Source organism: Pseudomonas sp. B7, assembly GCF_016735645.1.
Taxonomy (GTDB): domain Bacteria; phylum Pseudomonadota; class Gammaproteobacteria; order Pseudomonadales; family Pseudomonadaceae; genus Aquipseudomonas; species Aquipseudomonas glycinae.
In genome coordinates, this window is the sequence record NZ_JAERRE010000011.1 from 45,400 (window position 1) to 68,718 (window position 23,319).

21 protein-coding genes are annotated in these 23,319 nt (G+C 61.0%); 10 read left to right on the plus strand and 11 right to left on the minus strand.

All coding sequences use genetic code 11. From position 1 onward, the window contains the following. Nucleotides 1–14: 14 nt before the first annotated feature. The 3 genes from JKA62_RS23180 to JKA62_RS23190 form a co-directional block, all read right to left on the minus strand. A complete protein-coding gene (locus JKA62_RS23180) occupies nt 15–788 on the minus strand; it encodes a MetQ/NlpA family ABC transporter substrate-binding protein (RefSeq protein WP_085647188.1) in 774 nt (257 codons plus the stop codon). Nucleotides 789–861: 73 nt separating this feature from the next. Continuing rightward, nucleotides 862–1,536 carry a methionine ABC transporter permease gene (locus JKA62_RS23185; RefSeq protein WP_011331789.1) on the minus strand — a complete coding sequence of 225 codons (675 nt, stop codon included), beginning with the start codon at nt 1,534–1,536 and terminating at the stop codon, nt 862–864. Further along, nucleotides 1,536–2,543, minus strand: coding sequence for a methionine ABC transporter ATP-binding protein (locus tag JKA62_RS23190; protein WP_007953999.1), 1,008 nt, complete (start codon nt 2,541–2,543; stop codon nt 1,536–1,538). Before JKA62_RS23190 ends, JKA62_RS23185 begins: the two co-directional genes overlap by 1 nt. 260 nt (nt 2,544–2,803) lie before the next feature. Here JKA62_RS23190 and katE point away from each other — a divergent pair, with 260 nt between their 5' ends. Continuing rightward, on the plus strand, nt 2,804–4,945 hold the full coding sequence (gene katE, locus JKA62_RS23195; protein ID WP_201819631.1) for a catalase HPII: 2,142 nt from the start codon (nt 2,804–2,806) through the stop codon (nt 4,943–4,945). A gap of 107 nt (nt 4,946–5,052) precedes the next feature. Here the strand turns inward: katE and JKA62_RS23200 are convergent, their stop codons facing one another. The 4 genes from JKA62_RS23200 to zur are packed head-to-tail and all read right to left on the minus strand — an operon-like array spanning nt 5,053 to nt 7,852. Beyond that, the gene (locus tag JKA62_RS23200) at nt 5,053–5,766 is read right to left on the minus strand and encodes a PA5502 family lipoprotein (RefSeq protein WP_179693131.1); all 714 of its coding nucleotides are present in this window, start codon (nt 5,764–5,766) and stop codon (nt 5,053–5,055) included. Between the two features lie 37 nt (nt 5,767–5,803). Continuing rightward, nucleotides 5,804–6,592, minus strand: coding sequence for a zinc ABC transporter permease subunit ZnuB (gene znuB, locus JKA62_RS23205; protein ID WP_197869007.1), 789 nt, complete (start codon nt 6,590–6,592; stop codon nt 5,804–5,806). After that, nucleotides 6,585–7,370: a zinc ABC transporter ATP-binding protein ZnuC gene (gene znuC / locus JKA62_RS23210; protein WP_064379570.1), complete on the minus strand. Its 786-nt coding sequence runs from the start codon at nt 7,368–7,370 to the stop codon at nt 6,585–6,587. The genes znuB and znuC overlap by 8 nt, the downstream gene beginning before the upstream one ends. Next, entirely contained in the window at nt 7,370–7,852 is a 483-nt protein-coding gene (gene zur / locus JKA62_RS23215; RefSeq protein WP_011331783.1) for a zinc uptake transcriptional repressor Zur, read from the minus strand. Before zur ends, znuC begins: the two co-directional genes overlap by 1 nt. A gap of 57 nt (nt 7,853–7,909) precedes the next feature. Here zur and JKA62_RS23220 point away from each other — a divergent pair, with 57 nt between their 5' ends. Continuing rightward, nucleotides 7,910–8,839, plus strand: coding sequence for a zinc ABC transporter substrate-binding protein (locus JKA62_RS23220; RefSeq protein ID WP_201819634.1), 930 nt, complete (start codon nt 7,910–7,912; stop codon nt 8,837–8,839). 41 nt (nt 8,840–8,880) lie between these two features. Here the strand turns inward: JKA62_RS23220 and JKA62_RS23225 are convergent, their stop codons facing one another. Continuing rightward, a complete protein-coding gene (locus JKA62_RS23225) occupies nt 8,881–9,834 on the minus strand; it encodes a homoserine kinase (RefSeq protein ID WP_011331781.1) in 954 nt (317 codons plus the stop codon). Between the two features lie 61 nt (nt 9,835–9,895). After that, nucleotides 9,896–10,192 carry a DUF2782 domain-containing protein gene (locus tag JKA62_RS23230; RefSeq protein WP_011331780.1) on the minus strand — a complete coding sequence of 99 codons (297 nt, stop codon included), beginning with the start codon at nt 10,190–10,192 and terminating at the stop codon, nt 9,896–9,898. A 74-nt stretch (nt 10,193–10,266) separates the two neighbouring features. On the opposite strand from JKA62_RS23230, the gene polA reads away from it, so the two are divergent. Then, entirely contained in the window at nt 10,267–13,074 is a 2,808-nt protein-coding gene (gene polA, locus JKA62_RS23235; protein WP_011331779.1) for a DNA polymerase I, read from the plus strand. A gap of 288 nt (nt 13,075–13,362) precedes the next feature. Here polA and yihA read toward each other — a convergent pair whose 3' ends face one another. After that, the gene (gene yihA / locus JKA62_RS23240; RefSeq protein ID WP_201819637.1) at nt 13,363–13,998 is read right to left on the minus strand and encodes a ribosome biogenesis GTP-binding protein YihA/YsxC; all 636 of its coding nucleotides are present in this window, start codon (nt 13,996–13,998) and stop codon (nt 13,363–13,365) included. Between the two features lie 191 nt (nt 13,999–14,189). Between yihA and JKA62_RS23245 the strand changes: the two genes are divergently transcribed. From JKA62_RS23245 to JKA62_RS23275, 7 genes are all read left to right on the plus strand, one after another. After that, on the plus strand, nt 14,190–14,495 hold the full coding sequence (locus tag JKA62_RS23245) for a c-type cytochrome (protein ID WP_041475093.1): 306 nt from the start codon (nt 14,190–14,192) through the stop codon (nt 14,493–14,495). Between the two features lie 32 nt (nt 14,496–14,527). Then, nucleotides 14,528–15,139 carry a c-type cytochrome gene (locus JKA62_RS23250; RefSeq protein WP_011331776.1) on the plus strand — a complete coding sequence of 204 codons (612 nt, stop codon included), beginning with the start codon at nt 14,528–14,530 and terminating at the stop codon, nt 15,137–15,139. Between the two features lie 200 nt (nt 15,140–15,339). Then, nucleotides 15,340–15,981 carry a thiol:disulfide interchange protein DsbA/DsbL gene (locus JKA62_RS23255; protein ID WP_007954043.1) on the plus strand — a complete coding sequence of 214 codons (642 nt, stop codon included), beginning with the start codon at nt 15,340–15,342 and terminating at the stop codon, nt 15,979–15,981. Nucleotides 15,982–15,995: 14 nt separating this feature from the next. Continuing rightward, a complete protein-coding gene (locus tag JKA62_RS23260; protein ID WP_011331775.1) occupies nt 15,996–16,874 on the plus strand; it encodes an endonuclease/exonuclease/phosphatase family protein in 879 nt (292 codons plus the stop codon). After that, complete coding sequence (locus JKA62_RS23265; protein WP_011331774.1) at nt 16,871–18,961, plus strand: diguanylate cyclase; 2,091 nt, start codon at nt 16,871–16,873, stop codon at nt 18,959–18,961. Before JKA62_RS23260 ends, JKA62_RS23265 begins: the two co-directional genes overlap by 4 nt. Before the next feature lie 101 nt (nt 18,962–19,062). Further along, entirely contained in the window at nt 19,063–19,842 is a 780-nt protein-coding gene (locus JKA62_RS23270; RefSeq protein WP_011331773.1) for an N-acetylmuramoyl-L-alanine amidase, read from the plus strand. Between the two features lie 72 nt (nt 19,843–19,914). Then, nucleotides 19,915–21,531, plus strand: a complete 1,617-nt coding sequence (locus JKA62_RS23275; protein ID WP_011331772.1) for an EAL domain-containing protein — start codon at nt 19,915–19,917, stop codon at nt 21,529–21,531. Here JKA62_RS23275 and JKA62_RS23280 read toward each other — a convergent pair. Continuing rightward, nucleotides 21,528–23,318, minus strand: coding sequence for a KinB sensor domain-containing domain (locus JKA62_RS23280; protein ID WP_011331771.1), 1,791 nt, complete (start codon nt 23,316–23,318; stop codon nt 21,528–21,530). The two genes, JKA62_RS23275 and JKA62_RS23280, sit on opposite strands and share 4 nt — an antisense overlap. Between the last annotated feature and the right edge of the window lies 1 nt (nt 23,319).

The window sequence follows — 23,319 nt, forward strand, 5'->3', positions numbered from 1 at the left end:
TCGTTTTGATCAGATTAGAACGCCGGCAACACCGCGCCTTTGTACTTCTCGGTAATGAATTTCTTCACTTCCGGGCTGTGCAGGGCGGCAGCCAGTTTCTTCATCGCGTCGCTGTCCTTGTTGTCCGCGCGGGACACCAGGATGTTCACGTAAGGCGAGTCGCTGCCTTCGATGACCAGCGCATCCTTGGACGGATCGAGCTTGGCTTCCAGCGCGTAGTTGGTGTTGATCAGCGCCAGGTCGACCTGGGTCAGCACGCGAGGGATGGTCGCGGCTTCCAGTTCACGGATCTTCAGGTCTTTCGGGTTCTGGGCGATGTCCTTGACGGTCGACAGAATGTTGGTCGGATCCTTCAGGGTGATCACGCCGGCCTTGGCCAGCAGCAACAGCGCACGGCCGCCGTTGGTGGCGTCGTTCGGGATCACCACGTTGGCGCCGCTTGGCAGCTCTTCGATTTTCTTAAACTTGCTGGAGTAGGCGCCCAGCGGCTCCAGGTGCACGCCAGTCACGGAAACCAGGCTGGTGCCCTTGGCCTTGTTGAATTCATCGAGGTACGGCTGGTGCTGGAAGAAGTTGGCGTCCAGACGCTTCTCGGCCACCTGGACGTTCGGCTGAACGTAGTCGGTGAAGACCTTGACCTTCAGATCCACGCCTTCTTTCGCCAGAGCAGGCTTCACGAATTCGAGGATTTCCGCGTGCGGTACCGGAGTGGCAGCAACGGTCAGGGTTTCGTCGGCATGGGCCGAGAACGCTGCAACGGCAGCCAGGGCAACGATCAGTTTTTTCATTCAGCTAACTCCTTTTTCGGCGCCCGTCTGGCGCCTGCCAGCGAATGGCCGGCTCATGTCATTACAAAACCGGTTATTTGCGCGAGAAGTGCACGACCAGTCGGTCGCCGACCATTTGCAGCACTTGCACCAGAATCAGCAGCAATACCACGGTCACGATCATCACGTCAGTCTGGAACCGCTGGTAGCCGAAACGGATCGCCAGGTCACCCAGGCCACCGGCACCGACCACACCGGCCATCGCCGTGTAGGAAACCAGTGTAATCGCCGTCACCGTAATTGCTGCGAAGATGCCCGGACGGGCCTCCGGCAGCAGGGCGTTCATGATGATCTGGCGAGTGGTCGCGCCCATCGACTGGGTTGCCTCGATGATGCCGCGATCAACTTCACGCAGGGCGGTTTCCACCAGCCGCGCGAAGAACGGCGTCGCGCCCACTACCAGCGGCGGAATCGCACCGGCCACGCCGAGCGAGGTGCCGGTGATCAGCACGGTGAAAGGGATCATCACGATCAACAGAATGATGAACGGCAGCGAACGCAGGATGTTCACCACCAGCGACAGCAGCGCGTACACGCCTTTGGCTTCGAGCAACTGACGCGGGCTGCACAGGAACAGCAGCACGCCCAGCGGCAGGCCGAGCAGCACGGTGAACAGCAGCGAACCGCCGAGCATCATCAGGGTGTCGCCGGTGGCGAGCCAGATTTCGTACCAGTCGATATTGGTGAAGAAACTCATCAGGTCTTCCATTAGCGCAACACCTCCATATGAACGTCAGCGGCGGTGAAGCGGGCGAACGCCGCTTCCATGTCGCCACCGGTGACGGCGAGGGTCAATTGCCCGTAAGGAATGTCTTTGATGCGGTCGATACGACCGGCCAGGATGCTGTAGTCCACACCGGTTTCCCGGGCGACAGTACCGAGCAACGGCGCGTAGGTCGCTTCGCCCTGAAAAGTCAGACGCACGATGCGACCCGGCACGTGAGCGAAGTCATCGCGCTGCTCACTTTCATCAATCTGCTCGCTTTCCTGGACGAAACGCTTGGTGGTCGGGTGTTTCGGATGCAGGAACACATCGGCCACCGAACCTTGCTCGACGATCACGCCGGCATCCATCACGCCGACCTGATCGCACACGCGGCGGATCACATCCATCTCGTGGGTGATCAGGACGATGGTCAGTTTCAGCTCGCGGTTGATCTCGGCCAGCAATTGCAGGACCGACGCCGTGGTCTGCGGGTCGAGGGCGCTGGTGGCTTCGTCGCACAGCAGGATCTTCGGCTTGGTCGCCAGAGCGCGGGCGATGCCGACACGCTGCTTCTGACCGCCGGACAACTGCGCCGGGTACTTTTTGGCGTGATCGGACAGACCGACCCGCGCCAGCAACTCGGCCACACGCTGGTCAATCTCGGCGCGGGACAGTTCACCGGCCAGGGTCAGTGGCAGCGCGACGTTGTCGGCCACGGTCTTGGATGCCAGCAGGTTGAAGTGCTGGAAGATCATCCCGACCTGCTGACGGAAACGGCGCAGGCCGTTGGCGTCCAGCGCGGTGACTTCTTCGCCGTCGACGATGATCTTGCCGCCACTGGATTGCTCCAGGCGATTGATCAGACGCAGCAGGGTACTTTTTCCCGCGCCGGAGTGGCCAATCAGGCCGAACACCTGACCGTTCTCGATGGAGAAGCTGGTCGGGTGCAGCGCGGTGATGTCCTTACCGGCGACGCGGTAAGTCTTATGGACGTTTTGAAACTCGATCACGTAGCGAACCTTGTGGGGCGCGTTGGAAAAGGATCAGCGGTTAGCCGGGCGCGCATTTTAGCCTGTCCGTATAGAGGTTCTTAGCATTTATTTCGCAAATAACCTTCGATTTGGCAATAACAGGATCAAAGGTCATAAAAAAGGAACGCTCGAAACCCTCGTCAGTCACTAATTAAGCGACTTGAAATCCCTGGGTGCCGTGCCTGGGAAACACTCAAGCGTTCCGGAGCAATCCCGGGACAAACAGGAGTTCATGACTGATGAGTACCAAGAAACCTGCCAATGACAAAAGCCAACTGGCCGGCACCGATACCCCGGATCGCGCCAACACCAATGCCAAACTCGACAGCCTGGAGAAGTTTCGCTCCGATGCCACGGGCCAGGCACTGCGCACCAACCAGGGCGTGAAAATTGCTGATAATCAGAACACCCTCAAGGCCGGAGCTCGCGGGCCGTCGCTTTTGGAAGACTTCATCATGCGTGAAAAGATCACGCACTTTGACCATGAACGGATTCCCGAGCGCATCGTCCACGCCCGCGGCACCGGCGCCCATGGTTTCTTTCAGAGCTACGAGAACCATTCGACGCTGACCAAGGCCGGTTTCCTGCAGGATCCGGGGAAGAAAACCCCGGTGTTCGTGCGTTTTTCCACGGTACAGGGGCCACGCGGTTCCGGCGACACGGTGCGTGACGTGCGTGGTTTTGCCGTGAAGTTCTTCACCGACGAAGGCAACTTCGATCTGGTCGGCAACAACATGCCGGTATTTTTCATCCAGGACGCGATCAAGTTTCCCGACTTCGTCCACGCCGTAAAACCCGAGCCGCATAACGAGATCCCCACCGGCGGCTCGGCACACGACACCTTCTGGGACTTCGTGTCGCTGGTGCCAGAATCGGCGCACATGGTTATCTGGGCCATGTCCGACCGGGCGATCCCGAAAAGCCTGCGCAGCATGCAGGGCTTCGGTGTACACACCTTCCGGCTGATCAACGCCGAGGGCAAATCGCGCTTCGTCAAATTCCACTGGCGCCCTACCGCCGGCACCTGTTCGCTGGTCTGGGACGAAGCGCAGAAGCTCGCGGGTAAAGACACCGACTACCATCGGCGCGATCTCTGGGAAGCCATCGAAATGGGCGACTACCCGGAATGGGAACTCGGCGTTCAGGTCATCGAAGAGGAAAACGAACACGACTTCGATTTCGACATTCTCGACCCGACCAAGCTGATTCCCGAGGAAATTGTTCCTATCACGCCATTGGGCAAGATGACCCTCAACCGCAACCCGGACAACTTCTTCGCCGAAACCGAGCAGGTTGCGTTTTGCCCCGGCCATATCGTGCCGGGCATCGACTTCTCCAATGACCCACTGCTGCAAGGCCGGCTGTTTTCCTACACCGACACGCAGATCAGCCGACTTGGCGGGCCGAACTTTCATGAGTTGCCGATCAATCGCCCAGTGGCACCGTTCCACAACGGCCAGCGCGATGCTCAGCACCGCACGGTGATCGACAAGGGGCGCGCCTCGTATGAACCCAATTCCATCGATGGCGGCTGGCCGAAAGAAACCCCGCCGGCTGCGCAGGACGGCGGGTTCGAAAGCTATCCGGAACGCATCGATGCCAACAAGATCCGCCAGCGCAGCGAGTCGTTCAGCGATCACTTCTCCCAGGCGCGGTTGTTCTTCAAGAGCATGAGCAAGCACGAGCAGGAACACATCATTTCGGCTTACAGCTTCGAACTGGGCAAGGTTGAGCGCGAGCACATTCGGGCGCGGGAAGTGAACGAGATCCTGGCCAACATCGATCTGGAACTGGCCAAACGCGTGGCGCAGAACCTTGGCTTGCCGGCACCGTCCAAAGGCACGGTCGATGTGCCGAAAACATCACTGGATCACTCGCCATCGCTGAGTCAGGCCAACTTGTTGCCGGAAAACATCAAGACGCGGAAAGTCGCGATTCTTGCGGCCAACGGCGTCGATGGTGCAGCGATCGATGCGATGAAGAAGGCGCTGACGGCAGAGGGTGCGCACGCCAAACTGCTCGGCCCGACCTCGGCGCCGGTGAAGACCGCCGATGGCAAAAGCCTGGCGGTGGATGCGTCGATGGAAGGTTTGCCTTCTGTGGCGTTCGACGCGGTGTTCGTGCCGGGTGGCGCGGCGTCGGTCAAGGCGTTGAGCGGGGATGGCGTAGCGTTGCATTACCTGCTGGAGGCGTACAAACACCTGAAGGCGATTGCGCTGCAGGGTGAGGCCAAGCAGTTGCTGGATGTGCTGAAGCTGGAGGCGGATGCCGGGTTACTGGAGGGCAAGGATGTTGGCGCGCTGACCAAACCATTCTTTGCTGCGATCGGGCAGCATCGGGTATGGGATCGGGAGGCTAAAGCCAAGGCCATTCCCGCTTAAGCTCTTCGTTGGCTGAAAAGACGCTTTCGCGAGCAAGCCCGCTTCCACAGGATTCACGCTGTACCTGTGGGAGCGGGCTTGCTCCGGGCGGCTTTCCGCCGAAGCTTTTAAGGTTTGCGCGGACTCAGAACCATCTGCGCCGGGACCGTACGCAGAATCTGTTTCTCGATCTTCAGATCGAAATCCGGATCGAGCTTCTTCACACGCTTGGTGATCAACGTCGCCAGCCACGGGTAATCATTGGTGCGTGGGGCCTGAATGCTCACCGCACAGTTGTAATTCACCACATCGGCGGCGATCGCATCCAGTTGGCGGCGAAGTTTGCGGCTATCGGTGATGTTCAGCGCGACCGTGGTGCTCTCGGCGGTCGGATCAATCACCTTGGCTTTCGGCTTGGCTTCAGCGGCTTGCAGCGCCGCTTCGGCTTTTTCCAGCTCAGCCTTGCGCGCTTCGGTGATCGCGCCGTTGACGCCACCGGTCAGTGCCGGGGCCTTGGGCATCAGCACACGGGCACGGGCCAACGCGGTCGCGGCCGCATTCACATCGCCCTTTTGCAGGACGATCTGGCTGCGGCGCAGATAGGCTTCGGCCAACTGGCGCTGGTATTGCTCAAGGGATTGATCGTTGGGTGTCTCGGCCTGCAAGGCTGCCAATTGGTCTTCGGCAGTGGCCAGTTCGCTGCTGGCCAGGCTTTGCTCCAGCTGTGCGATGGCCGTGGCCCGCGCATCGGGGACTTCGGCCACCGGCGGCGTGCTTTGGCAGGCGCCCAGCAGCACTGAAAAGGCCACAAGGAGCAGATAACGGGAGGCGAACGGCTTCATTCCTGCGACTCTCTATTTGCGCAAAAAACGAGCAAGTCTACACCCCTCGACGGGGCAGAACAAAACTCAGCAGAAACAGTGCGGCCGCCGTCACAACGATTGACGGGCCGGCCGGGGTGTCCTTGAACCAGGACAGCGCCAGCCCGCCACACACGGCGAGCATGCCCAGCACGCTCGCACCCAGTGCCATCTGCTCCGGAGAACGGGCGTGACGCTGTGCCGCAGCCGCCGGAATGATCAATAGCGAAGTAATCAGCAACACACCGACGATTTTCATCGCCACTGCGATCACCACCGCGATCAACAGCATCAACGCCATGCGCAAACCGGCCACCGGCAGGCCTTCGACCCTGGCCAGCTCTTCGTGCACGGTGATCGCCAGCAATGGGCGCCATAGCGTCACCAGCAACACCAGCACGGCTGCGCTGCCACCGAGGATCCACGCCAGATCGGTCGGGCTGATCGCCAGCAGGTCGCCGAACAGATAGGCCATCAGGTCGATCCGCACTTCATGCATGAAGCTTAGTACCACCAGCCCGAGAGAGAGCGTGCTCGGTGCGAGAATTCCCAGAAGCGTGTCGGACGCCAGTGGCTGACGCTGCTGCAAGGTCACCAGCAACACCGCCAGCAGCAGGCAGCCCACGGTCACCGCCACGGTCGGGCTGACATCCAGCAAAAAGCCCAGGGCCACGCCAAGCAGTGCGGCGTGGGACAGCGTATCGCCGAAATAGGCCATGCGCCGCCAGACCACGAACGAGCCGAGCGGCCCCGCGACCAACGCCAGCGCCAGACCTGCAAGCAGGGCGTAGAACAGAAAATCAGCCATGCTTGCAGCTATCTCCGTGAACGTGAGGTTGGCCTGTCACAGGCCCTTTGACCACCGAACCGTGCAGGTCGTGGGCATGGTCATGATGGTGGTGATAGATCGCCAGGCTCGGCGCGTTGTTGCCGAACAGCTCGACGAACGCCGGATCGCCACTGACCTGCTCGGGATGCCCGGAGCAGCAGACGTGACGGTTGAGGCATACCACCTGATCGGTGGTGCTCATCACCAGATGCAGATCGTGGGACACCATCAACACGCCGCAGCCATGCCGATCGCGCAGCCGGGTGATCAGGCTGTACAGCTCGGCTTGCCCGGCGACATCGACGCCCTGCACCGGCTCATCGAGCACCAGCAGTTCCGGCTCGCGCAACAAGGCACGGGCCAGCAGCACGCGCTGCATTTCACCGCCGGAAACGCTTTGCACCGGGCTGTCGATAACGTGCTCGGCGCCGACTTCCTTGAGCGCCGCCAGCGCACGCGGGCGATCGACACCCGGCACCAGCCGCAGGAAGCGCAGCACCGACAGTGGCAAGGTCGGATCGACATGAAGTTTTTGCGGCATGTAGCCGACACGCAGTTTCGGCTTGCGCCATACGCTGCCGCTGTCGGGTTTCAACAGACCGAGCACGGCGCGCACCAGCGTGGTCTTGCCGGCGCCGTTGGGGCCGATCAGGGTGACGATCTGCCCCGGTTCGACGCTCAGGTGAATGTTGTCCAGCACGTTCTGCCCGGCAAACCGGACCGCCACCTGCTCCAGACGGATCAGCGCATCGCTCATCAAGCCCCCCGGCAACCGGAGCAGAGGCCGACCACTTCGACGGTCTGGGCCTCGACGATGAAGCCGACATCCTTGGCGCTGTGGACAATCGCGTCGCTGATGGTTTTTTGCTCAAGTTCGATGGCGGCATGGCATTCACGGCAGATCAGGAACTGGCCCTGATGCGAATGTTTTGGGTGCACGCAGCCAACGAAGGCGTTGAGCGAGGAGATGCGGTGCACCAGGCCGTTTTCCAGCAGGAAATCCAGCGCCCGGTACACGGTTGGCGGCGCGGCGCGGCGGCCGTCCTGCTCGCTGAGCACCGCCAGAATGTCGTAGGCACCCAGCGGCTTGTGGCTCTGCCAGACCAGTTCCAGCACGCGCCGGCGCAACGCGGTCAGGCGCAAGCCTTTCTGTGCACACAGGGCATCGGCCTCGGACAGCGCGCTGTGAACGCAGTGCGAGTGGTCGTGGGGACGGCTGGCAATCGGTGTAATAGGCATGAGCGGCGACGAGTTTGGTTAGAGACGTTATTATGTTACCCGTTCTCGCCTCATTGAGTGGTCATCGTGTCCCGACTTTTTTCTGTTTTTGTCGTATTCATCACCGGTTTTCTGCTGATCGGCCCGGCTCAGGCCGAGGTCAGAGTCCTCACCAGCATCAAGCCCCTGCAACTGATTGCCGCTGCGGTGCAGGACGGCGTGGCGATTCCGGAAGTGCTGCTGCCGCCGGGGGCTTCGCCTCATAACTACGCGTTGCGCCCGTCCGACGTGCGCAAGGTGCAATCTGTTGACCTGCTGTACTGGATCGGCCCGGACATGGAAGGTTTCCTGCCTCGCGTGCTGAACGGTCGTACGCTGCCGAGCGTTGCCGTGCAGGATCTGCCGGGCATGAAACTGCGCCGCTTCGCAGCAGACAGTCATTCCCATGCCGAAGAAGCCGACGAACACGATCACGACCATCGCCCGGGCAGTCTCGATGCGCATTTGTGGCTATCGCCGGTGAACGCGCGGGTTATTGCCGACAAAATGGCCGCCGACTTGAGCGCTGCTGACCCGGCCAACGCCGAGCGTTATCAGAGTAACGCCAAAGCGTTCGACGAGCGTCTGGATGCACTGGATCAGCGTTTGAAGAAACGTCTGGCCAGTGTTGAAGGCAAACCCTACTTCGTCTTCCACGAAGCCTTCGATTACTTCGAAGACGCCTACGGCTTGAAACACACCGGCGTGTTCAGCGTTGCAGCAGAAGTGCAACCCGGTGCCCAGCATGTAGCGGCGATGCGCACGCGTTTGCAGGAGGTCGGCAAGACCTGCGTGTTCAGTGAGCCGCCGCTGCGTCCACGACTGGCCGAGACCCTGGTGGCGGGCCTGCCGGTGAAGCTGGCGGAGCTGGATGCTTTGGGCGGGTACACGCCAGCCACGGCTCAGGGTTATGAGCAAGTGCTGGAGAAGCTCGGGAATGATCTGGCGGGTTGTCTCGAATCGCTCTGATACAAAAAAACCGCAGCCTGCACAGGCTGCGGTTTTTTCTTTTACAGGGCGAAAGGTAGCGGCGTACTGACCGTCTGACGCTGCGCCAGCCGCTGCTCGAACTCTTTCGGATCGTGAATCAGCACGTCCTGCCCGGCGAACGATTCCGCCGCAATCAGGCGCGACAGCCAGAACCGAACGCACGCCACTCGCAGCATGGTCGGCCACAGCTCGGCTTCGGCCGCCGTGAATGGACGCAGTGCCGCGTAGGCGCCAAGGAACGCACGCGCACGCGGGCCGTCGATCAGGCCGTTATCGTCCGAACACCAGTCGTTCAGAGCAATCGCCACGTCATAGAGCATCGGCCCGGAGCAGGCGTTGTAGAAGTCGATCAACCCGGTCAGGTGTGTGCCTTCGAACATCGCGTTGTCGCGGAACAGGTCGGCGTGGATGTTCGCCCGTGGCAGCGCGAGAATTTTCTCTCTCTGTTGGGTGATTTCGTCCAGCGCCTTCTGCAGCAGTGCGCGCGGCTCATCGCTCAGGTGCGAAAGAAACTGCGTACCCTCTTCCAGCATCCAGTCCAGGCCACGATCGGTCTTGCGCTTGATCATGTTGTCGCCCTGGGTCGCCAGGTGCAGATGCGCCTGCAAGTCACCGACCTGCGCGCAATGCTGGGCGTTGGCCTGCTTGATGTGCTTGCCAGCCAGGCGCGGTTGCAGCAATGCCGGTTTGCCCTTCAGCTCGCGCAGGGCCACGCCGTCGGTGGTGCGCAGTGCGTAAGGCACCGGCAGATCGGCTTCGTGCAGGACGTCGAGCAGGTCGATGAAGAAAGGCATTTCCTGCACCGGGCCGCGCTCGACCAGGGTCAGGACGAACTCGCCCTTTTCCATGCTGATGAAGAAGTTGGTGTTTTCGCTGCCGGCGGCGATCCCCTGGAAATCGAGCAGACGGCCGAGCCCGTACGGGGCGAGAAAGGTTTCCAGCTCGGGCCGAGCCAGGGGGGTGAACACAGACATGGTTAAAAACTGCTCAGTTCTGGCGCCGTTATCAGACGGCGCCGATTAAAAGTCAGGAAACTTACTTCCAGGTAAAGATTTCCCACGACGGAATCAGCATATCCGGCTGGTCGGACCGGATGTAGTTCGCGTCCGTACCATCGGCGCGCACCAGGAAATAGGGTTTACCGCCCTTCGGTGTGACCTTGATCGCATACACGAACCCACTCCGGCTGTATTCCTGAATGACCTTGTCGCCTTCGGTGTGCGTGCTAATGGTAACTTCCGGCTCCGACGATGGCGCATCATCCGCCGCGATCGCGGCCAGCGGTGAGACAGCAATCAGACTGACCAGCAGCAAGCGATTTAACGTACGCATGATAACCTTGTCCCTTTGTCGTCAACGGTCCCGCTATTCTAGCGCCGGGCCCGCCGAAAAGGTTGATTCTGCTCATGAGCCAAGCCCCCCTCGTCCTGGTGGACGGTTCGTCTTACCTGTACCGCGCCTTTCACGCGCTGCCACCGCTGACCACCTCCAAAGGCCTGCCGACCGGTGCGGTCAAAGGCGTGCTGAACATGCTCAAGAGCCTGCGCAAGCAGTATCCGGACAGCCCGTTCGCGGTAGTGTTCGACGCCAAGGGTGGGACATTTCGCGATGAGATGTACGCCGAATACAAGGCCAACCGCCCAAGCATGCCGGACGACATGCGCGTGCAGATCGAGCCGCTGCACCAGAGCGTGATCGCCCTCGGTTTCCCGCTGCTATGCGTCGAAGGCGTCGAGGCCGATGACGTGATCGGCACCTTGGCCCGCAGCAGCGCGGCCGCCGACCGCCCGGTGATCATCTCCACCGGCGACAAGGACATGGCGCAACTGGTCGACGGCCACATTACCTTGGTCAACACCATGTCCGGTAGTTCGATGGATGTGGACGGCGTGAAGGAGAAATTCGGCGTCGCTCCAGAGCAGATCATCGATTATCTGGCCCTGATGGGCGATTCCTCCGACAACATCCCGGGCGTTCCCGGCATCGGCCCGAAAACCGCTTCCGGCCTGCTGGTAGGCGTCAACGGCGGCCTGACCGAGCTGTATGCGCAGCTCGACATCGTGCCGACCCTGCCGATCCGTGGCGCCAAGACCCTGCCGGCCAAGCTCGAAGAACACAAGGAAATGGCCTTCCTCTCTTATCAACTGGCGACCATCAAGGTCGACGTGCCGCTGGATATCGGCCTCGACGACCTGCAAATGGGTCCGGAAGATCCGGCCAAGCTTTACGAGTTGTACACCCTGCTGGAATTCAAGAGTTGGCTGAATGACCTGGATCGCGATGCCAAGCGCCAGGAACTGAGCGCGGCCGCCGAGCCTGTGCCGGCCGGTGATCTGTTCAGCGCGCCTGCCGAAGAGGAAGCGCCCGCCGCTCCGGCTGAAGCCGCGTACGAAACCATCCTCGATCAGGCGCGATTCGACGTTTGGCTGGAAAAGCTGAAGAACGCCAAACTGTTCGCCTTCGACACCGAAACCACCGGCATCGACGCGCAACAGGCGCAGCTGGTCGGCTTGTCCTTCGCGGTGCAGGCCAACGAAGCGGCCTACATCCCGCTGACCCACTCCTACATCGGCGTGCCGGAGCAGCTGGATCGCGACACTGTGCTGCGCGCACTCAAGCCGATCCTTGAAGACCCGAACAAGCTCAAGGTCGGCCAGCACGCCAAGTTCGACATGAACATCCTGGCCAACTGCGCCATCGGTGGCGATCAGAACGAAGGCATCACCGTGCGCGGAATTGCCTTCGACACGATGCTTGAGTCCTATGTGCTCAACTCCACCGCCACCCGCCACGACATGGACAGCCTAGCGCAGAAGTACCTGGATCACACCACCGTGAGTTTTCAGGACATCGCCGGCAAAGGCGCCAAGCAACTGACCTTCGACCAGATCGCCCTGGAACAGGCCGGGCCGTATGCCGCCGAAGATGCCGACGTGACCCTGCGCCTGCACCAGACGCTGTTCGACAAGCTCAGCGCTATCCCGAGCCTGGCGAGTGTACTGACCGATATCGAGATCCCGCTGGTGCCAGTGCTTGCTCGCATCGAGCGCCAGGGCGCGTTCGTCGACGCTGAACTGCTCGGCATCCAGAGCATTGAACTGGGTAACAAAATGATCGCGCTGGAGCGTGAAGCCTTCGAGATTGCCGGTGAAGAATTCAACCTCGGTTCGCCGAAGCAGCTGGGCGTGATCCTCTACGAAAAACTTGGCCTGCCGGTGCTGAAGAAGACCGCCAAGGGCCAGCCGTCCACCGCCGAAGAAGTGTTGGCGAAACTGGCCGAAGACGATCACCGCTTGCCGAAAGTGCTGATGGAACACCGTTCCATGAGCAAGCTGAAAAGCACCTACACCGATCGCCTGCCGGAGCAGATCAACCCGCGTACCGGGCGTATCCACACTTCGTACCATCAGGCCGTTGCGTCGACCGGTCGCTTGTCGTCGAGCGATCCGAACCTGCAGAACATCCCGGTGCGCACCGCCGAAGGCCGACGCATCCGTCAGGCGTTCGTTGCGCCGAAAGGTTACAAACTGCTGGCAGCGGACTACTCGCAGATCGAACTGCGGATCATGGCCCACCTGTCCCGCGACGAAGGCCTGATGAATGCTTTCCGCAATAACCTGGACGTGCACACCGCCACGGCGGCCGAAGTGTTCAAGGTCGAGCTGAATGAAGTGACGTCTGACCAGCGCCGGGGCGCCAAGGCGATCAACTTCGGTCTGATCTACGGCATGGGCGCGCAGAAACTGGGCAAGGACATCGGCGTCGATACCAAGACCGCCAAGGCCTACATCGACACCTACTTCGCGCGTTATCCGGGCGTTCGCGAATACATGGATCGCACCCGCGCCCAGGCAGCAGACCAGGGCTTTGTGGAAACGATCTTCGGTCGTCGCCTGTATCTGCCGGACATCAACTCCAACAAGCCGCAGGAACGCGCGGCCGCCGAACGCACGGCAATCAACGCGCCGATGCAGGGCACCGCAGCGGACATCATCAAGAAAGCCATGGTGGCAGTGGATAACTGGCTGTGCGCTTCCGGGCTGGACGCCAAAGTCATCCTGCAGGTGCACGACGAACTGGTGCTGGAGGTCCGCGAGGATCTGGTCGATCAGGTTCGCGAAGAAATTCGCGTGCACATGAGCGAAGCCGCGAAACTGGATGTGCCGTTGCTGGTGGAAGTGGGAGTCGGCAACAACTGGGACGAGGCGCACTGAGGCCTCTGGGCCGGGATTTTGCCGCGACAGTGCGTCGCGGCAAAGGCATCGAGTGGGGCTTAGGTCGGATTGTTCTTGAGCTTATTCCAAAGTTTTTTGAAAAGAATCTGAACTAATCTTGCGCCAGGGTACTCAGAGATACTGAATGGCTGGTGAAGCCCTTCGATGCTCCTATGTTGTGTTAAGTGTTGGCAGATATCTGAACCCCGCCCTAGCGGTTCGGAACTTAAACCCCGGAACTTCTCCCTCCCCATATGAAGTCCGGGGCTTTTTTTGCCTGCGATTTACTCAGCAGGCAATTCCTTTATCCGCCAACTCCATCCAGCCCGCCAACACAGTGTAAGCCTCTTCCAGGCCCATGCGTTTTGGTGCGGAGAACAGCTGGATCGTCACTTGATCGCCCCAACCCTTACGGATTTCCGACTGCACCTTGAGCAGCGTGTTCTTGGCTGCGCCGTAGGTCAGCTTGTCTGCCTTGGTCAGCAGAATGTGCATCGGCATGCCGGCGGCAACGGCCCAGTCCAGCATCAGCAGGTCGAAGTCGGTCATTGGATGACGGATGTCCATCATCAGAATCAGCCCCTTCAAACTCTCGCGGCCACCGAGGTAAGCCTCAAGGTGACGCTGCCAGTGTTGCTTCAGCGGGATTGGTACTTTTGCATAACCGTAGCCCGGGAGGTCGACCAGACGCCGTTCATCGTCTAGCTTGAAGAAGTTCAACAGCTGTGTGCGACCCGGGGTTTTCGAGGTGCGCGCCAGGCTGGCGTGAGTCAGAGTGTTCAGCGCACTGGATTTACCGGCGTTGGAACGACCGGCGAACGCCACTTCGAAGCCTTCGTCGTCGGGGCACTGATCGACTTTGGCGGCACTGAGCATGAACGTGGACTGTTGGCACAGGCCGAGGATGGGATTCTTGAGTTGCATGGGATTTCCGATGTGGGCGGCGCCGGGATTAGGCGCGGAACGCGGTGTCGCTTCCGTTTCAGTGACGCCAGTATATAATGCCGCAGATTTTGTGTGTGCTTTGTCCCAGCGAAGGATGAAGTTCACGAGAGCGACAGACCTTGATTGCGCATTAGAACGCAGAACGCTCTCAACCCTGAAAAGGTCGTTTTATGACGAAATGGCTGCTGGCTGCCGGAGTCTTGATGCCGCTTTACAGCGCACAGGCTACACAGGATCCGGAAGCCGTGTACAACCGTGTTTGTGGAGCCTGTCATTCCGGCCAACTACCCATGGCGCCCAAAAGAGGCGATCAGGCAGCTTGGACGCCGAGGTTGGCGAAAGGTATGGAGACGCTGGTGCAACACGTGACCCAGGGTTTCAAGGCGATGCCGCCGCGTGGTTTGTGCATGGACTGCAGTGCCGAGGATTACCAGGCCCTCATCCTCTGGATGAGCGAGAGTAAGCCCGGTCCATAACTCTTAACCCTTAGCCGTAGTTGGATTAGCTGATGAACAAACTGATCGTGAGTCTGCTGTTGACCGTGGGAATCTCAGGCTTCGCCCATGCTTCCGGTGATGCAGCCGCAGGCCAGGCAAAAGCCGCCGTATGCGGCGCCTGCCATGGCCCGGATGGCAACAGCATGGCGCCAAACTTTCCAAAGCTGGCCGGACAGGGTGAACGCTACCTGACCAAGCAATTGCACGACATCAAGTCGGGCAAGCGCACCGTTCTGGAAATGACCGGCCTGCTGACCAACCTGAGCGATCAGGACCTGGCCGATATCGCCGCCTACTTCGCCAGCCAGAAAGGCAGCGTCGGCGCCGCCGATCCGAAGATCGTCGCTCGCGGTGAAGCCCTGTTCCGTGGCGGCAACCTCGAGAAAGGCCTGCCAGCCTGCACTGGTTGCCACTCGCCGAACGGTGCCGGCAACGCAGCTGCCGGCTTCCCGCACCTGGGTGGCCAACACGCTCAGTACATCGCCAAGCAACTGACCGATTTCCGCAAGGAAGAAGCCGGCCGCAACAACGACGGCGACGCGATGACCATGCGTACCATCGCCCGCAAGCTGAGCGACGAAGACATCGCGGCAGTCTCCAGCTACATTCAGGGTCTGCACTAAGACATGCGATTCGAGCGGTGCGTGCAATGGCCAACGCCTGCCACGTTAACGCTCGATTAATCCGTCGCAGGAAGTATAAAAAGGGTGGCTTTGGCCGCCCTTTTTTGTGGCCGCTGCCGTTACACTACAGAACTCATGCCCGCCAGGATCTGTCTGAAAACAGGTCGCGCGAGGCGACCAAAATTGTCCAGGAGTAAAGCATGCGTAATCTGATCATCAGCGCCGCCCTCGTCGCTGCCAGCCTGTTCGGCGTCACCGCCCAGGCCGCCGAAGCCCCTGCTGCCCCTTACGTCGAGCTGAGCAACCCGGTACCGGTCGCCGTGCCTGGCAAGATCGAAGTGGTCGAGCTGTTCTGGTATGGCTGCCCGCACTGCTACGCGTTCGAGCCGGTGATCAATCCGTGGGTTGAAAAACTGCCGTCCGACGTCAACTTCGTACGCATTCCTGCGATGTTCGGTGGCCCGTGGGACGCTCACGGCCAGATGTTCCTGACCCTGGAAGCCATGGGCGTCGAGCACAACGTGCACGCTGCCGTTTTCAACGCGATCCAGAAAGAACACAAGAAGCTGACCGACAAGAACGACATGGCCGACTTCCTCGCCACTCAAGGCGTGGACAAGGACAAGTTCCTGGCGACCTTCGATTCGTTCGCCATCAAAGGGCAGATCGTGAAAGCCCGCGAACTGGCCAAGAAGTATGAAATCTCCGGTGTTCCAACCATGATCGTCAACGGTAAGTACCGCTTCGACATCGGCTCTGCCGGCGGTGCCGAACAGGCGCTGAAACTGGCTGACCAACTGGTGGCCAAAGAGCGAGCGACCAACAAGGCAGCCGCCAACTAAGCGCGGCAATCGCCATGCGCCGCTGGGGAACCGAACGCGTCGTTGGCCTGCATGAACCGCAGGTCAACGAGCATCACCTGGAGTCGACGGGCCTGCCCGCAGACAGCCGTCTGCGCTTGCTCAGCTTCAATATTCAGGTCGGCATCAGCACCGAGCGCTATCGGCACTACCTGACCCGCAGCTGGCAGCATCTGCTGCCGCACCCCGGGCGTTCGAGCAATCTGCAAAAGATCGGCAATCTGCTTGGCGACTTCGATCTGGTCGCCCTGCAGGAAGCCGATGGCGGCAGCCTGCGTTCAGGTTACGTCAATCAGGTCGAACACCTGGCCCAGCTCGGTGCCTTCCCCTACTGGTATCAACAACTCAATCGCAACCTTGGCCGACTGGCCCAGCACAGCAATGGCGTGCTCAGTCGCCTGCGGCCGTGGGCGATCGAAGACCACCCGCTGCCGGGTCCGAAGGGACGCGGGGCGATTCTGGTGCGTTTTGGCGAAGGCCCTGAAGCGCTGGTGGTAGTGATGATGCACCTGGCGCTCGGCGCCCGGGTCCGCAGCATGCAACTGGCCTATATCCGCGAGCTGATCGGCGGCTACAAGCATCAGGTGCTGATGGGCGACATGAACACCCACGCCAGCGATCTGCTGCAACATTCACCGTTGCGCGACCTCGGCCTGCTGGCCCCGCAACTCGAAGCGACATTCCCCAGCTGGCGCCCGCAGCGCTGCCTGGACCATATTCTGCTCAGCCCGACCCTGACCCTGGAAAAGGTCGAAGTGCTGGCACAACCGATTTCCGATCACCTGCCGGTCGCGGTAGAGATTCGTCTGCCGGGTTCGCTCACGGCCGATGCATTGCCCGCGTTGAGCACTGCCCTTCGCGGAACCCCTGAATGAGCGACGAAGCCCAGCGCTGGAAAGAGAAATACCTCAAAAGCATCGAACAACAGGAAAAGCTCGAACGTCGATGGGACGCCCGGCTCGACCTGCTGCGCCGCGGCCTGGTGCGCAGCACCCTGGCGGCGGAAGGCACCGACCGCGTGGTCGATCAGTGCATGAAAGAGATGCGCGACGTGGTGCGCACCGATGACATGGACGCCGGCCTCGCCGCCCTGCTGCCACGTCTGGAAAAAGCCGTGCTCGATTCCGAGCAGCGCCGGGAAACCCGGATCGAGCAGGTCAGCACCGCACTGACTGCACTGGTCACTCAATTGCAATCCCTGCCGCTGCCCCGAGAAGTGGCCCAGCCGCTGAAGAAGTTCGCCAAGCAGCTGGACGGCCGGGTGAGTCAGGCAAGGGAAATGCCGCTGCTGCTCAGCGAACTCAGCGGCCTGCAGGGCAAGGCCTTGAGTCAGCTGGCGACGCCGACGGAACCGGGGCGTCCCGGGTTGTTGCAGCGCCTGTTCGGCAGCCGCGACAGCGAGGAAACCCCTGCTCAAGTGGCCCAGGCTCCTGCGGTGACCCCGTCAGTGCAGCCAGAGCAACCACCCGTCACACATGAAGCTGTGCCAGCGCCGCAAGCGCCTGTTACAAGCGCTGAACAGGTCGCCACTGCGCCCGTCAGCCCAGCGCTGATCGCCGCCCCCGTGGCCGAACCATCCAAAGCTCCAGAGCCAATCCCAGAAGACTTTACAGAGCCGGAGGTGGTCGCATTTGAGCCGGCCAGAATCCTCACCGAAGCGCCCAGCGCTCCCAGCGAACCAGAACCCGTCGAGCCGGAATCAAAGCTGCAACCCTTCACGCCTCCTCCGGTTTTCGCGCCGGCAGTGCCCACGGCCATCAACCCCGACGAGTTGATCCTCCCCGGCGATACCCCTCCGCCCGTGATCCTCGACAGCCTGCCCCTGCCCGAACCCATCGCCCAGGCATTGGCCGCCATCGATCCGGAACAATCCGAGCATGACATTCTCTATGCCCTGCCGGACTCGCCAGAGCCGTCCTACAGCTCGGTCGCCCGACACATCGAAGACACGCTGATTGGCTTGCTGGATGACCTGACCCTGCCGGAGCGCCACCGCCCGCAAGCCGAAGCCATGCGCGACCGGCTGAAAAATGGCCTTAACTGGTACGAACTACTACCGATCCTCGACGATCTTGCGACATTGATGCTGGCCATCACAGACAGCGGCCAGCACGAATTCGAAGCTTATCTGCAGCAACTCAATGAACGCCTCGAGGCATTCCAGAGCAACTTGCAGGCTGCCAGCGAAGGACACGCCGACAACAGCTCCGCCGCGAGAGCAATGGACACGCAGATCCGCGAACAGGTCGACGGCTTGCAGACCAGCGTCCAGGAGGCGGCGGATCTGAATGATCTCAAGCAAGTGCTGGAAAACCACCTCGAGGGCCTGCTCGGCACCATGGATCAGCACCAGAAGCAGCGCGACGCTCGGGAACAGGAAGTCGCCGGACGCCTGAAAAGCCTGGCCGAGCGCGTCGCGCACATGGAGCAGGAAGCGCTGGGCTATCGCGAACACCTCGAAGAGCAGCGCCAGAAAGCCCTGATCGATCCGCTCACCGGCCTGCCCAACCGCGCGGCCTGGACCGAACGGCTCGAACATGAAATCGCCCAGTGGCAGCAGCACGGCAACACTCTGAGCCTGGCCATGCTCGACCTCGATCACTTCAAGCGGATCAACGACAACTACGGGCACCTGGCCGGTGACAAGGTGTTGAAGATCATCGCCACAGTCCTGCGCAAGCGTATGCGTGGCAACGATTTCATCGCTCGTTTCGGCGGTGAGGAGTTTGTCCTGCTGCTTCCAGCCACCCCACCAGCGGTCGGCGCCAAACTCCTGGAAAACCTACGCGCCTCCATCGAGGCCTGCCCGTTTCACTTCAAGGGCGAGCGCGTCACGATCACGATCTCAATGGGACTGGCGGCGTTTCGGCCGGGAGAACACAGCGATCTGGTGCTCAAAAGAGCCGATCAGGCGCTTTATCGGGCGAAAAACGCGGGACGTAACCGGGTGGAGCTGGGCTGAGGCAATTGTTCCATATTGTTTAAATCAGCCCTTTAAGCGTCGAAGCGCAAGGCGATACGTTACACTGTTGCATTATCGTCTTGCGTGTACTGCCCTCTGCCATGAAATTTTTTACCCTCCTCGCGTCGCTCCTCTTACTGGCCGGTTGTGCCAGCGGCCCGCGTTTTGACACCAGCCATCCTTCGGTCAATCACGACAGTCGCGTGCAGTTTGTGATCGTGCACTACACCTCCGCCTCGCTTGAACGCTCACTTCAGTTGCTGACCCACGGCGAAGTCAGCAGTCATTACCTGATCGGCGACGACAAGAGCGCCACCATCTACAAGCTGATGGACGAAAACCTGCGGGCCTGGCATGCCGGAGAAAGCGAATGGCAAGGCCGGACCTGGCTCAACTCCAGCTCGATCGGTATCGAGATCGTCAATCCGGGCTTCAAGGACACACCGACCGGTCGCCTCTGGTATCCCTACAGCGAAGCCCAGGTGCAATCGCTCATCGTTCTGCTCAAGGACATCAGCAAACGCCAGGGCATCAGCCCGCGCCACATCATCGGCCATAGCGACATCGCCCCGTTGCGCAAGCTCGACCCGGGGCCGCTGTTCCCCTGGAAGCGCCTGGCAGCCGAAGGGCTGGGGCTCTGGCCCAATGAACAAGCGGTGGCACGCCAACAGGCGCAGTTCGACGCCGAACTGCCGAGCATCACCTGGTTCCAGAGCCAACTGGCGCGCCTGGGCTACTCGACGCCGCAGACCGGCGAGCTGGATGTGGCGACCCGGCACGTGCTCGCGGCCTTCCAGATGCACTACCGCCCTGCGCGCTTTGACGGCACGCCGGATGCGCAAACGGCAGCGTTGCTGCTGGTGCTGAATCAGACAAAATAATGACGCCCGCCCGACGGTCAGGGCGAAAATGCAATCAGCAGCTATAACTCATTGGTAATTCTTCGGATATCCATGATGGTTGCTACCCGAGAGACGCTGCGTAGCTGGTTTTATCGCCCCTGGTTTCTGGCGATGATCGCGGCTGTCCTCAGTGCGAGCCTGCTGATCACCGGTGGGCTGTTCGTGGCCATGCGCCAGGTCGAACAAAGCGAAAGCCAGGAAATGAACGCTCAGGGCGAGCGGTTCCTGGCGCGTCTGGAGCAACTGTTCGGCCAGTTGCGCGAAAGCCTCGACGACCTCGAAGCCCAGCCCTTGCGAAGTTGCGACGACGAAATGATCGCCACGTTGCAGCAAGTGACGTTCAACTATCGCTTCGTCTATGAAGCGGCCTACATGGATGCCACGCGGATCTGCTCGAACCGCCCGCGTCAGGAAGGCCTGTCGGTGATCCGCCCTCCGGACATCAAAGGCCCGACGTACAGCTATTGGCTGAACACCACCACCGAACCCGATGAAAATCGCGCAGCGTTGATGCTCGGGCGCGGCAACTTTCGCGTGGCCACCTCACGCGGGCATCTGACCGACATGGTTGATCTGTCGCCCGGCAGCAGTCTGCTGGTGGTGCTCGATCATGGAACCCGAGCGATTCCGGTACTTGGCGTGCCACAGGCCTGGCCACCCACCGAGCCCTGGCCGCCGAAAACCCCGAATGCGCTGCAAGTTACCCAGTCGCACCTGATCTATCGCATGCCCACCGACAACCCGGAATACCAACTGGTGCTGATCAGCCCACGCACGGGCATGCACATTCCGGAGCTCTGGTGGTGGATGGTGCCGTTCTGCCTCGTGCTTGGGGCGTTTGTCGGAGTTCTGGTGTTCTGGATCGTCCGCCAGCGCCAATCGCTGGACGCAGAGCTGCACGGCGCGATCCGCCGGGGCGAATTGCAGGTGCTGTATCAACCGATCTTCGATCTCGACAGTCGCAACTGCGTCGGCGCCGAAGCCCTGCTGCGCTGGCGCCGGCCGGACGGCACGCTGACCAGCCCTGACCTGTTCATCCCGATGGCCGAGAACACCGGGCAGATTCGCCAGATGACCGACTTCGTCCTGCAACGCTTGCTCGAGCAGCTCGGCCAGCTGCTGCGAGCCAATCCGCAACTGTACATCTCGGTGAACCTGGCCGCCTGCGACGTGATGGTGCCGCGCATCGGCCAGGTCATGGCGCGGCTGTTGACCCTGCACCGGGTCGCGGCGCGGCAGATTGCTTTTGAGGTGACCGAACGTGGCCTGATCGATGTGGTGGTGGCCCGGGAAAACCTGCAAGCGCTGAGGGATGTCGGCCATCAAGTGCTGATCGACGATTTCGGCACCGGTTATTGCAGCCTGGCGTACCTGCAAACCTTGCCGGTGGACTGCCTGAAGATCGACAAGGCATTCATCGACGCCCTCGGCCATGACGCCGCCAGCAGCGGTGTCGCGCCGCACATCATTCACATGGCCCAGGCCCTGGACCTGAAAGTGATCGCCGAAGGTATCGAATTCGAGTCCCAGGCGGCACTGCTGAGCAGCGAAGGAGTGAAGTTCGGCCAAGGCTGGCTGTTCGCCCACGCCTTGAGCGCGGTGCAGTTCATCGAGCTGATAACACGTGGACGGCGACTCGCCGGGCGCCGGTTGGACGATGAGGCCTAGACCGCCAGCGCCATGTAGAACTGCGTGCCCTGCCCCGGCCGCGAGTAAACACCCATTCGCCCACCGTGCAGCTGGACGATTTCCTTGCACAGCGCCAAACCGAGCCCGGCCCCGCCCTTTTTCCTGCCGACCTGGACGAAGGGTTCGAAGATCCGCCCCTGCTGACCGTAGGCAATCCCTTCACCGTTGTCTTCGACGCTGATGATCACCCGCTCGCCATGGCGCCGGGCCTGCAAGCGGATCAGCCCGTCGCGCGCGGTGTGGCGCAAGGCGTTGTCGATCAGGTTGTCGAGGACTCGATCAAGCTGCGCCTGATCCGCCTGCAAGCGTGGCAGCGAGCCCTGCGCTTCGACATTCAGGGCAACGCCCTTCTGCGCTGCTGAATCGGCGAAACGCAAACGCGCCCGCTCCAGCAGTTCCTCGATGGAGCAAGGCGCCAACGTAAGTTTTTGCAAACCACTCTGATAGCGCGAGAAGTTCAGCAGATCGTTGATCAGCTGCATCAGGCGCTGCATTTCCTCATTAACCGTGTCGAGCAGGTCGGACTCCCGAGACTCCTCAGGAAACTTGGCCCGTTCGCGAAACAGCCCGAACGCCATGTGCATGCCCGTGACCGGTGTGCGCAATTCGTGAGACGCACGCAGGACAAACTCGCTGCGTACCCGTTCGAAGGCGCGTTGCTCGGTGACGTCATGCAAAACCATCACAGCACCGAGGATATGTCCCTGGGTATGACTGACGGGCGTCAGGCTGTAGGTCAGCAGGCGCGATTCGCCATCAACCTCGATGCTCAAATCTTCCGGTGCCCGTTCAAGGGTACCGCCGCGCAGTACCAATTGCAGTTGTGCATCCAGCTCGGGTCGCTGAAGCGCCGTGCCGAGGCCCTCGCCGAAGCGATCGCTGTCCCAGCCCAGTTGCCGCTGGGCCACCGGGTTCAAGTGTTCCAGTCGACCCTGACGGTCGATCATCAACAAGCCGTCATCGATGCTGTCGAGTACCGCTTGCAGACGCTGCTGGCCGGCAAGCAATTCGTCGACGTTGGTCGCCTGATGTTCGCGCAGGGCTTCGGCCATGAGCCCGAAGCGCCGGGTCAGGAGGTTGATCTCCATCGCCGAGGACACTGGCAGGGTCACTTCGAAATTGCCTTGGCCGATATTGTCCGCCGCTTTGGCCAGCGCTTCGATCGGCGCACCAAAACGCCGGGCAATGCCCTGGGCGGTAACGAAGCCAATGATCAGCACCGCCAGCCCCACCAGTCCCAACAGGCCAGCGATCAGCAACGCGCGGTCGCGAGCGGCGTGCTGGACCGAATTGATGTTGTTCAGCGCGTGTTTGTGTTCGGTGATCAACCCGTTGCGCAAGGTGTTGAAGCGCTCACGCAAGTCGCCACCGCCGCTCAGGGCAGCAGCCGGGTCGCGGGAGATGTCGAACGCCTGGAGGAAGCTCAGGTAATCGGCTTTGGCCTGACTGAATCCATACTGGCGATCGTCGTCTTTCTGCTCTTGGGCGATGCCCTCGTCGAGCAACTGGAAGTAATGCTGTTTGGACGCTTCGAACGCCACGGGGTCGGGCTTTTCGGCGAGCATCATGATCAGTTGATCGCCGAGTGTCTGGCGCAGCTTGAGCCCCAGATCCAGGGTGACAAAGTTGTTGCGGATCAGCGCCTCCTGAGTGCCGGCCATCTGCATCACACTGACCAGCCCGAGCATCAACCCGAGCAAGGCCACGGTGATCAGCGCGGAAATGCTCAGGAACAAGCGAGTCCGCAACTTCATCGCCAGTTTCATC

Bases quoted from the DNA above. Each gene is read 5' to 3' on its own strand.
- JKA62_RS23180 (WP_085647188.1), bottom strand. From the start codon at position 788: ATGAAAAAACTGATCGTTGCCCTGGCTGCCGTTGCAGCGTTCTCGGCC.
- JKA62_RS23185 (WP_011331789.1), bottom strand. From the start codon at position 1,536: ATGGAAGACCTGATGAGTTTCTTCACCAATATCGACTGGTACGAAATC.
- katE (WP_201819631.1), top strand. From the start codon at position 2,804: ATGAGTACCAAGAAACCTGCCAATGACAAAAGCCAACTGGCCGGCACC.
- JKA62_RS23200 (WP_179693131.1), bottom strand. From the start codon at position 5,766: ATGAAGCCGTTCGCCTCCCGTTATCTGCTCCTTGTGGCCTTTTCAGTG.
- znuB (WP_197869007.1), bottom strand. From the start codon at position 6,592: ATGGCTGATTTTCTGTTCTACGCCCTGCTTGCAGGTCTGGCGCTGGCG.
- znuC (WP_064379570.1), bottom strand. From the start codon at position 7,370: ATGAGCGATGCGCTGATCCGTCTGGAGCAGGTGGCGGTCCGGTTTGCC.
- zur (WP_011331783.1), bottom strand. From the start codon at position 7,852: ATGCCTATTACACCGATTGCCAGCCGTCCCCACGACCACTCGCACTGC.
- JKA62_RS23225 (WP_011331781.1), bottom strand. From the start codon at position 9,834: ATGTCTGTGTTCACCCCCCTGGCTCGGCCCGAGCTGGAAACCTTTCTC.
- JKA62_RS23230 (WP_011331780.1), bottom strand. From the start codon at position 10,192: ATGCGTACGTTAAATCGCTTGCTGCTGGTCAGTCTGATTGCTGTCTCA.
- polA (WP_011331779.1), top strand. From the start codon at position 10,267: ATGAGCCAAGCCCCCCTCGTCCTGGTGGACGGTTCGTCTTACCTGTAC.
- yihA (WP_201819637.1), bottom strand. From the start codon at position 13,998: ATGCAACTCAAGAATCCCATCCTCGGCCTGTGCCAACAGTCCACGTTC.
- JKA62_RS23245 (WP_041475093.1), top strand. From the start codon at position 14,190: ATGACGAAATGGCTGCTGGCTGCCGGAGTCTTGATGCCGCTTTACAGC.
- JKA62_RS23250 (WP_011331776.1), top strand. From the start codon at position 14,528: ATGAACAAACTGATCGTGAGTCTGCTGTTGACCGTGGGAATCTCAGGC.
- JKA62_RS23255 (WP_007954043.1), top strand. From the start codon at position 15,340: ATGCGTAATCTGATCATCAGCGCCGCCCTCGTCGCTGCCAGCCTGTTC.
- JKA62_RS23260 (WP_011331775.1), top strand. From the start codon at position 15,996: ATGCGCCGCTGGGGAACCGAACGCGTCGTTGGCCTGCATGAACCGCAG.
- JKA62_RS23265 (WP_011331774.1), top strand. From the start codon at position 16,871: ATGAGCGACGAAGCCCAGCGCTGGAAAGAGAAATACCTCAAAAGCATC.
- JKA62_RS23270 (WP_011331773.1), top strand. From the start codon at position 19,063: ATGAAATTTTTTACCCTCCTCGCGTCGCTCCTCTTACTGGCCGGTTGT.
- JKA62_RS23275 (WP_011331772.1), top strand. From the start codon at position 19,915: ATGATGGTTGCTACCCGAGAGACGCTGCGTAGCTGGTTTTATCGCCCC.
- JKA62_RS23280 (WP_011331771.1), bottom strand. From the start codon at position 23,318: ATGAAACTGGCGATGAAGTTGCGGACTCGCTTGTTCCTGAGCATTTCC.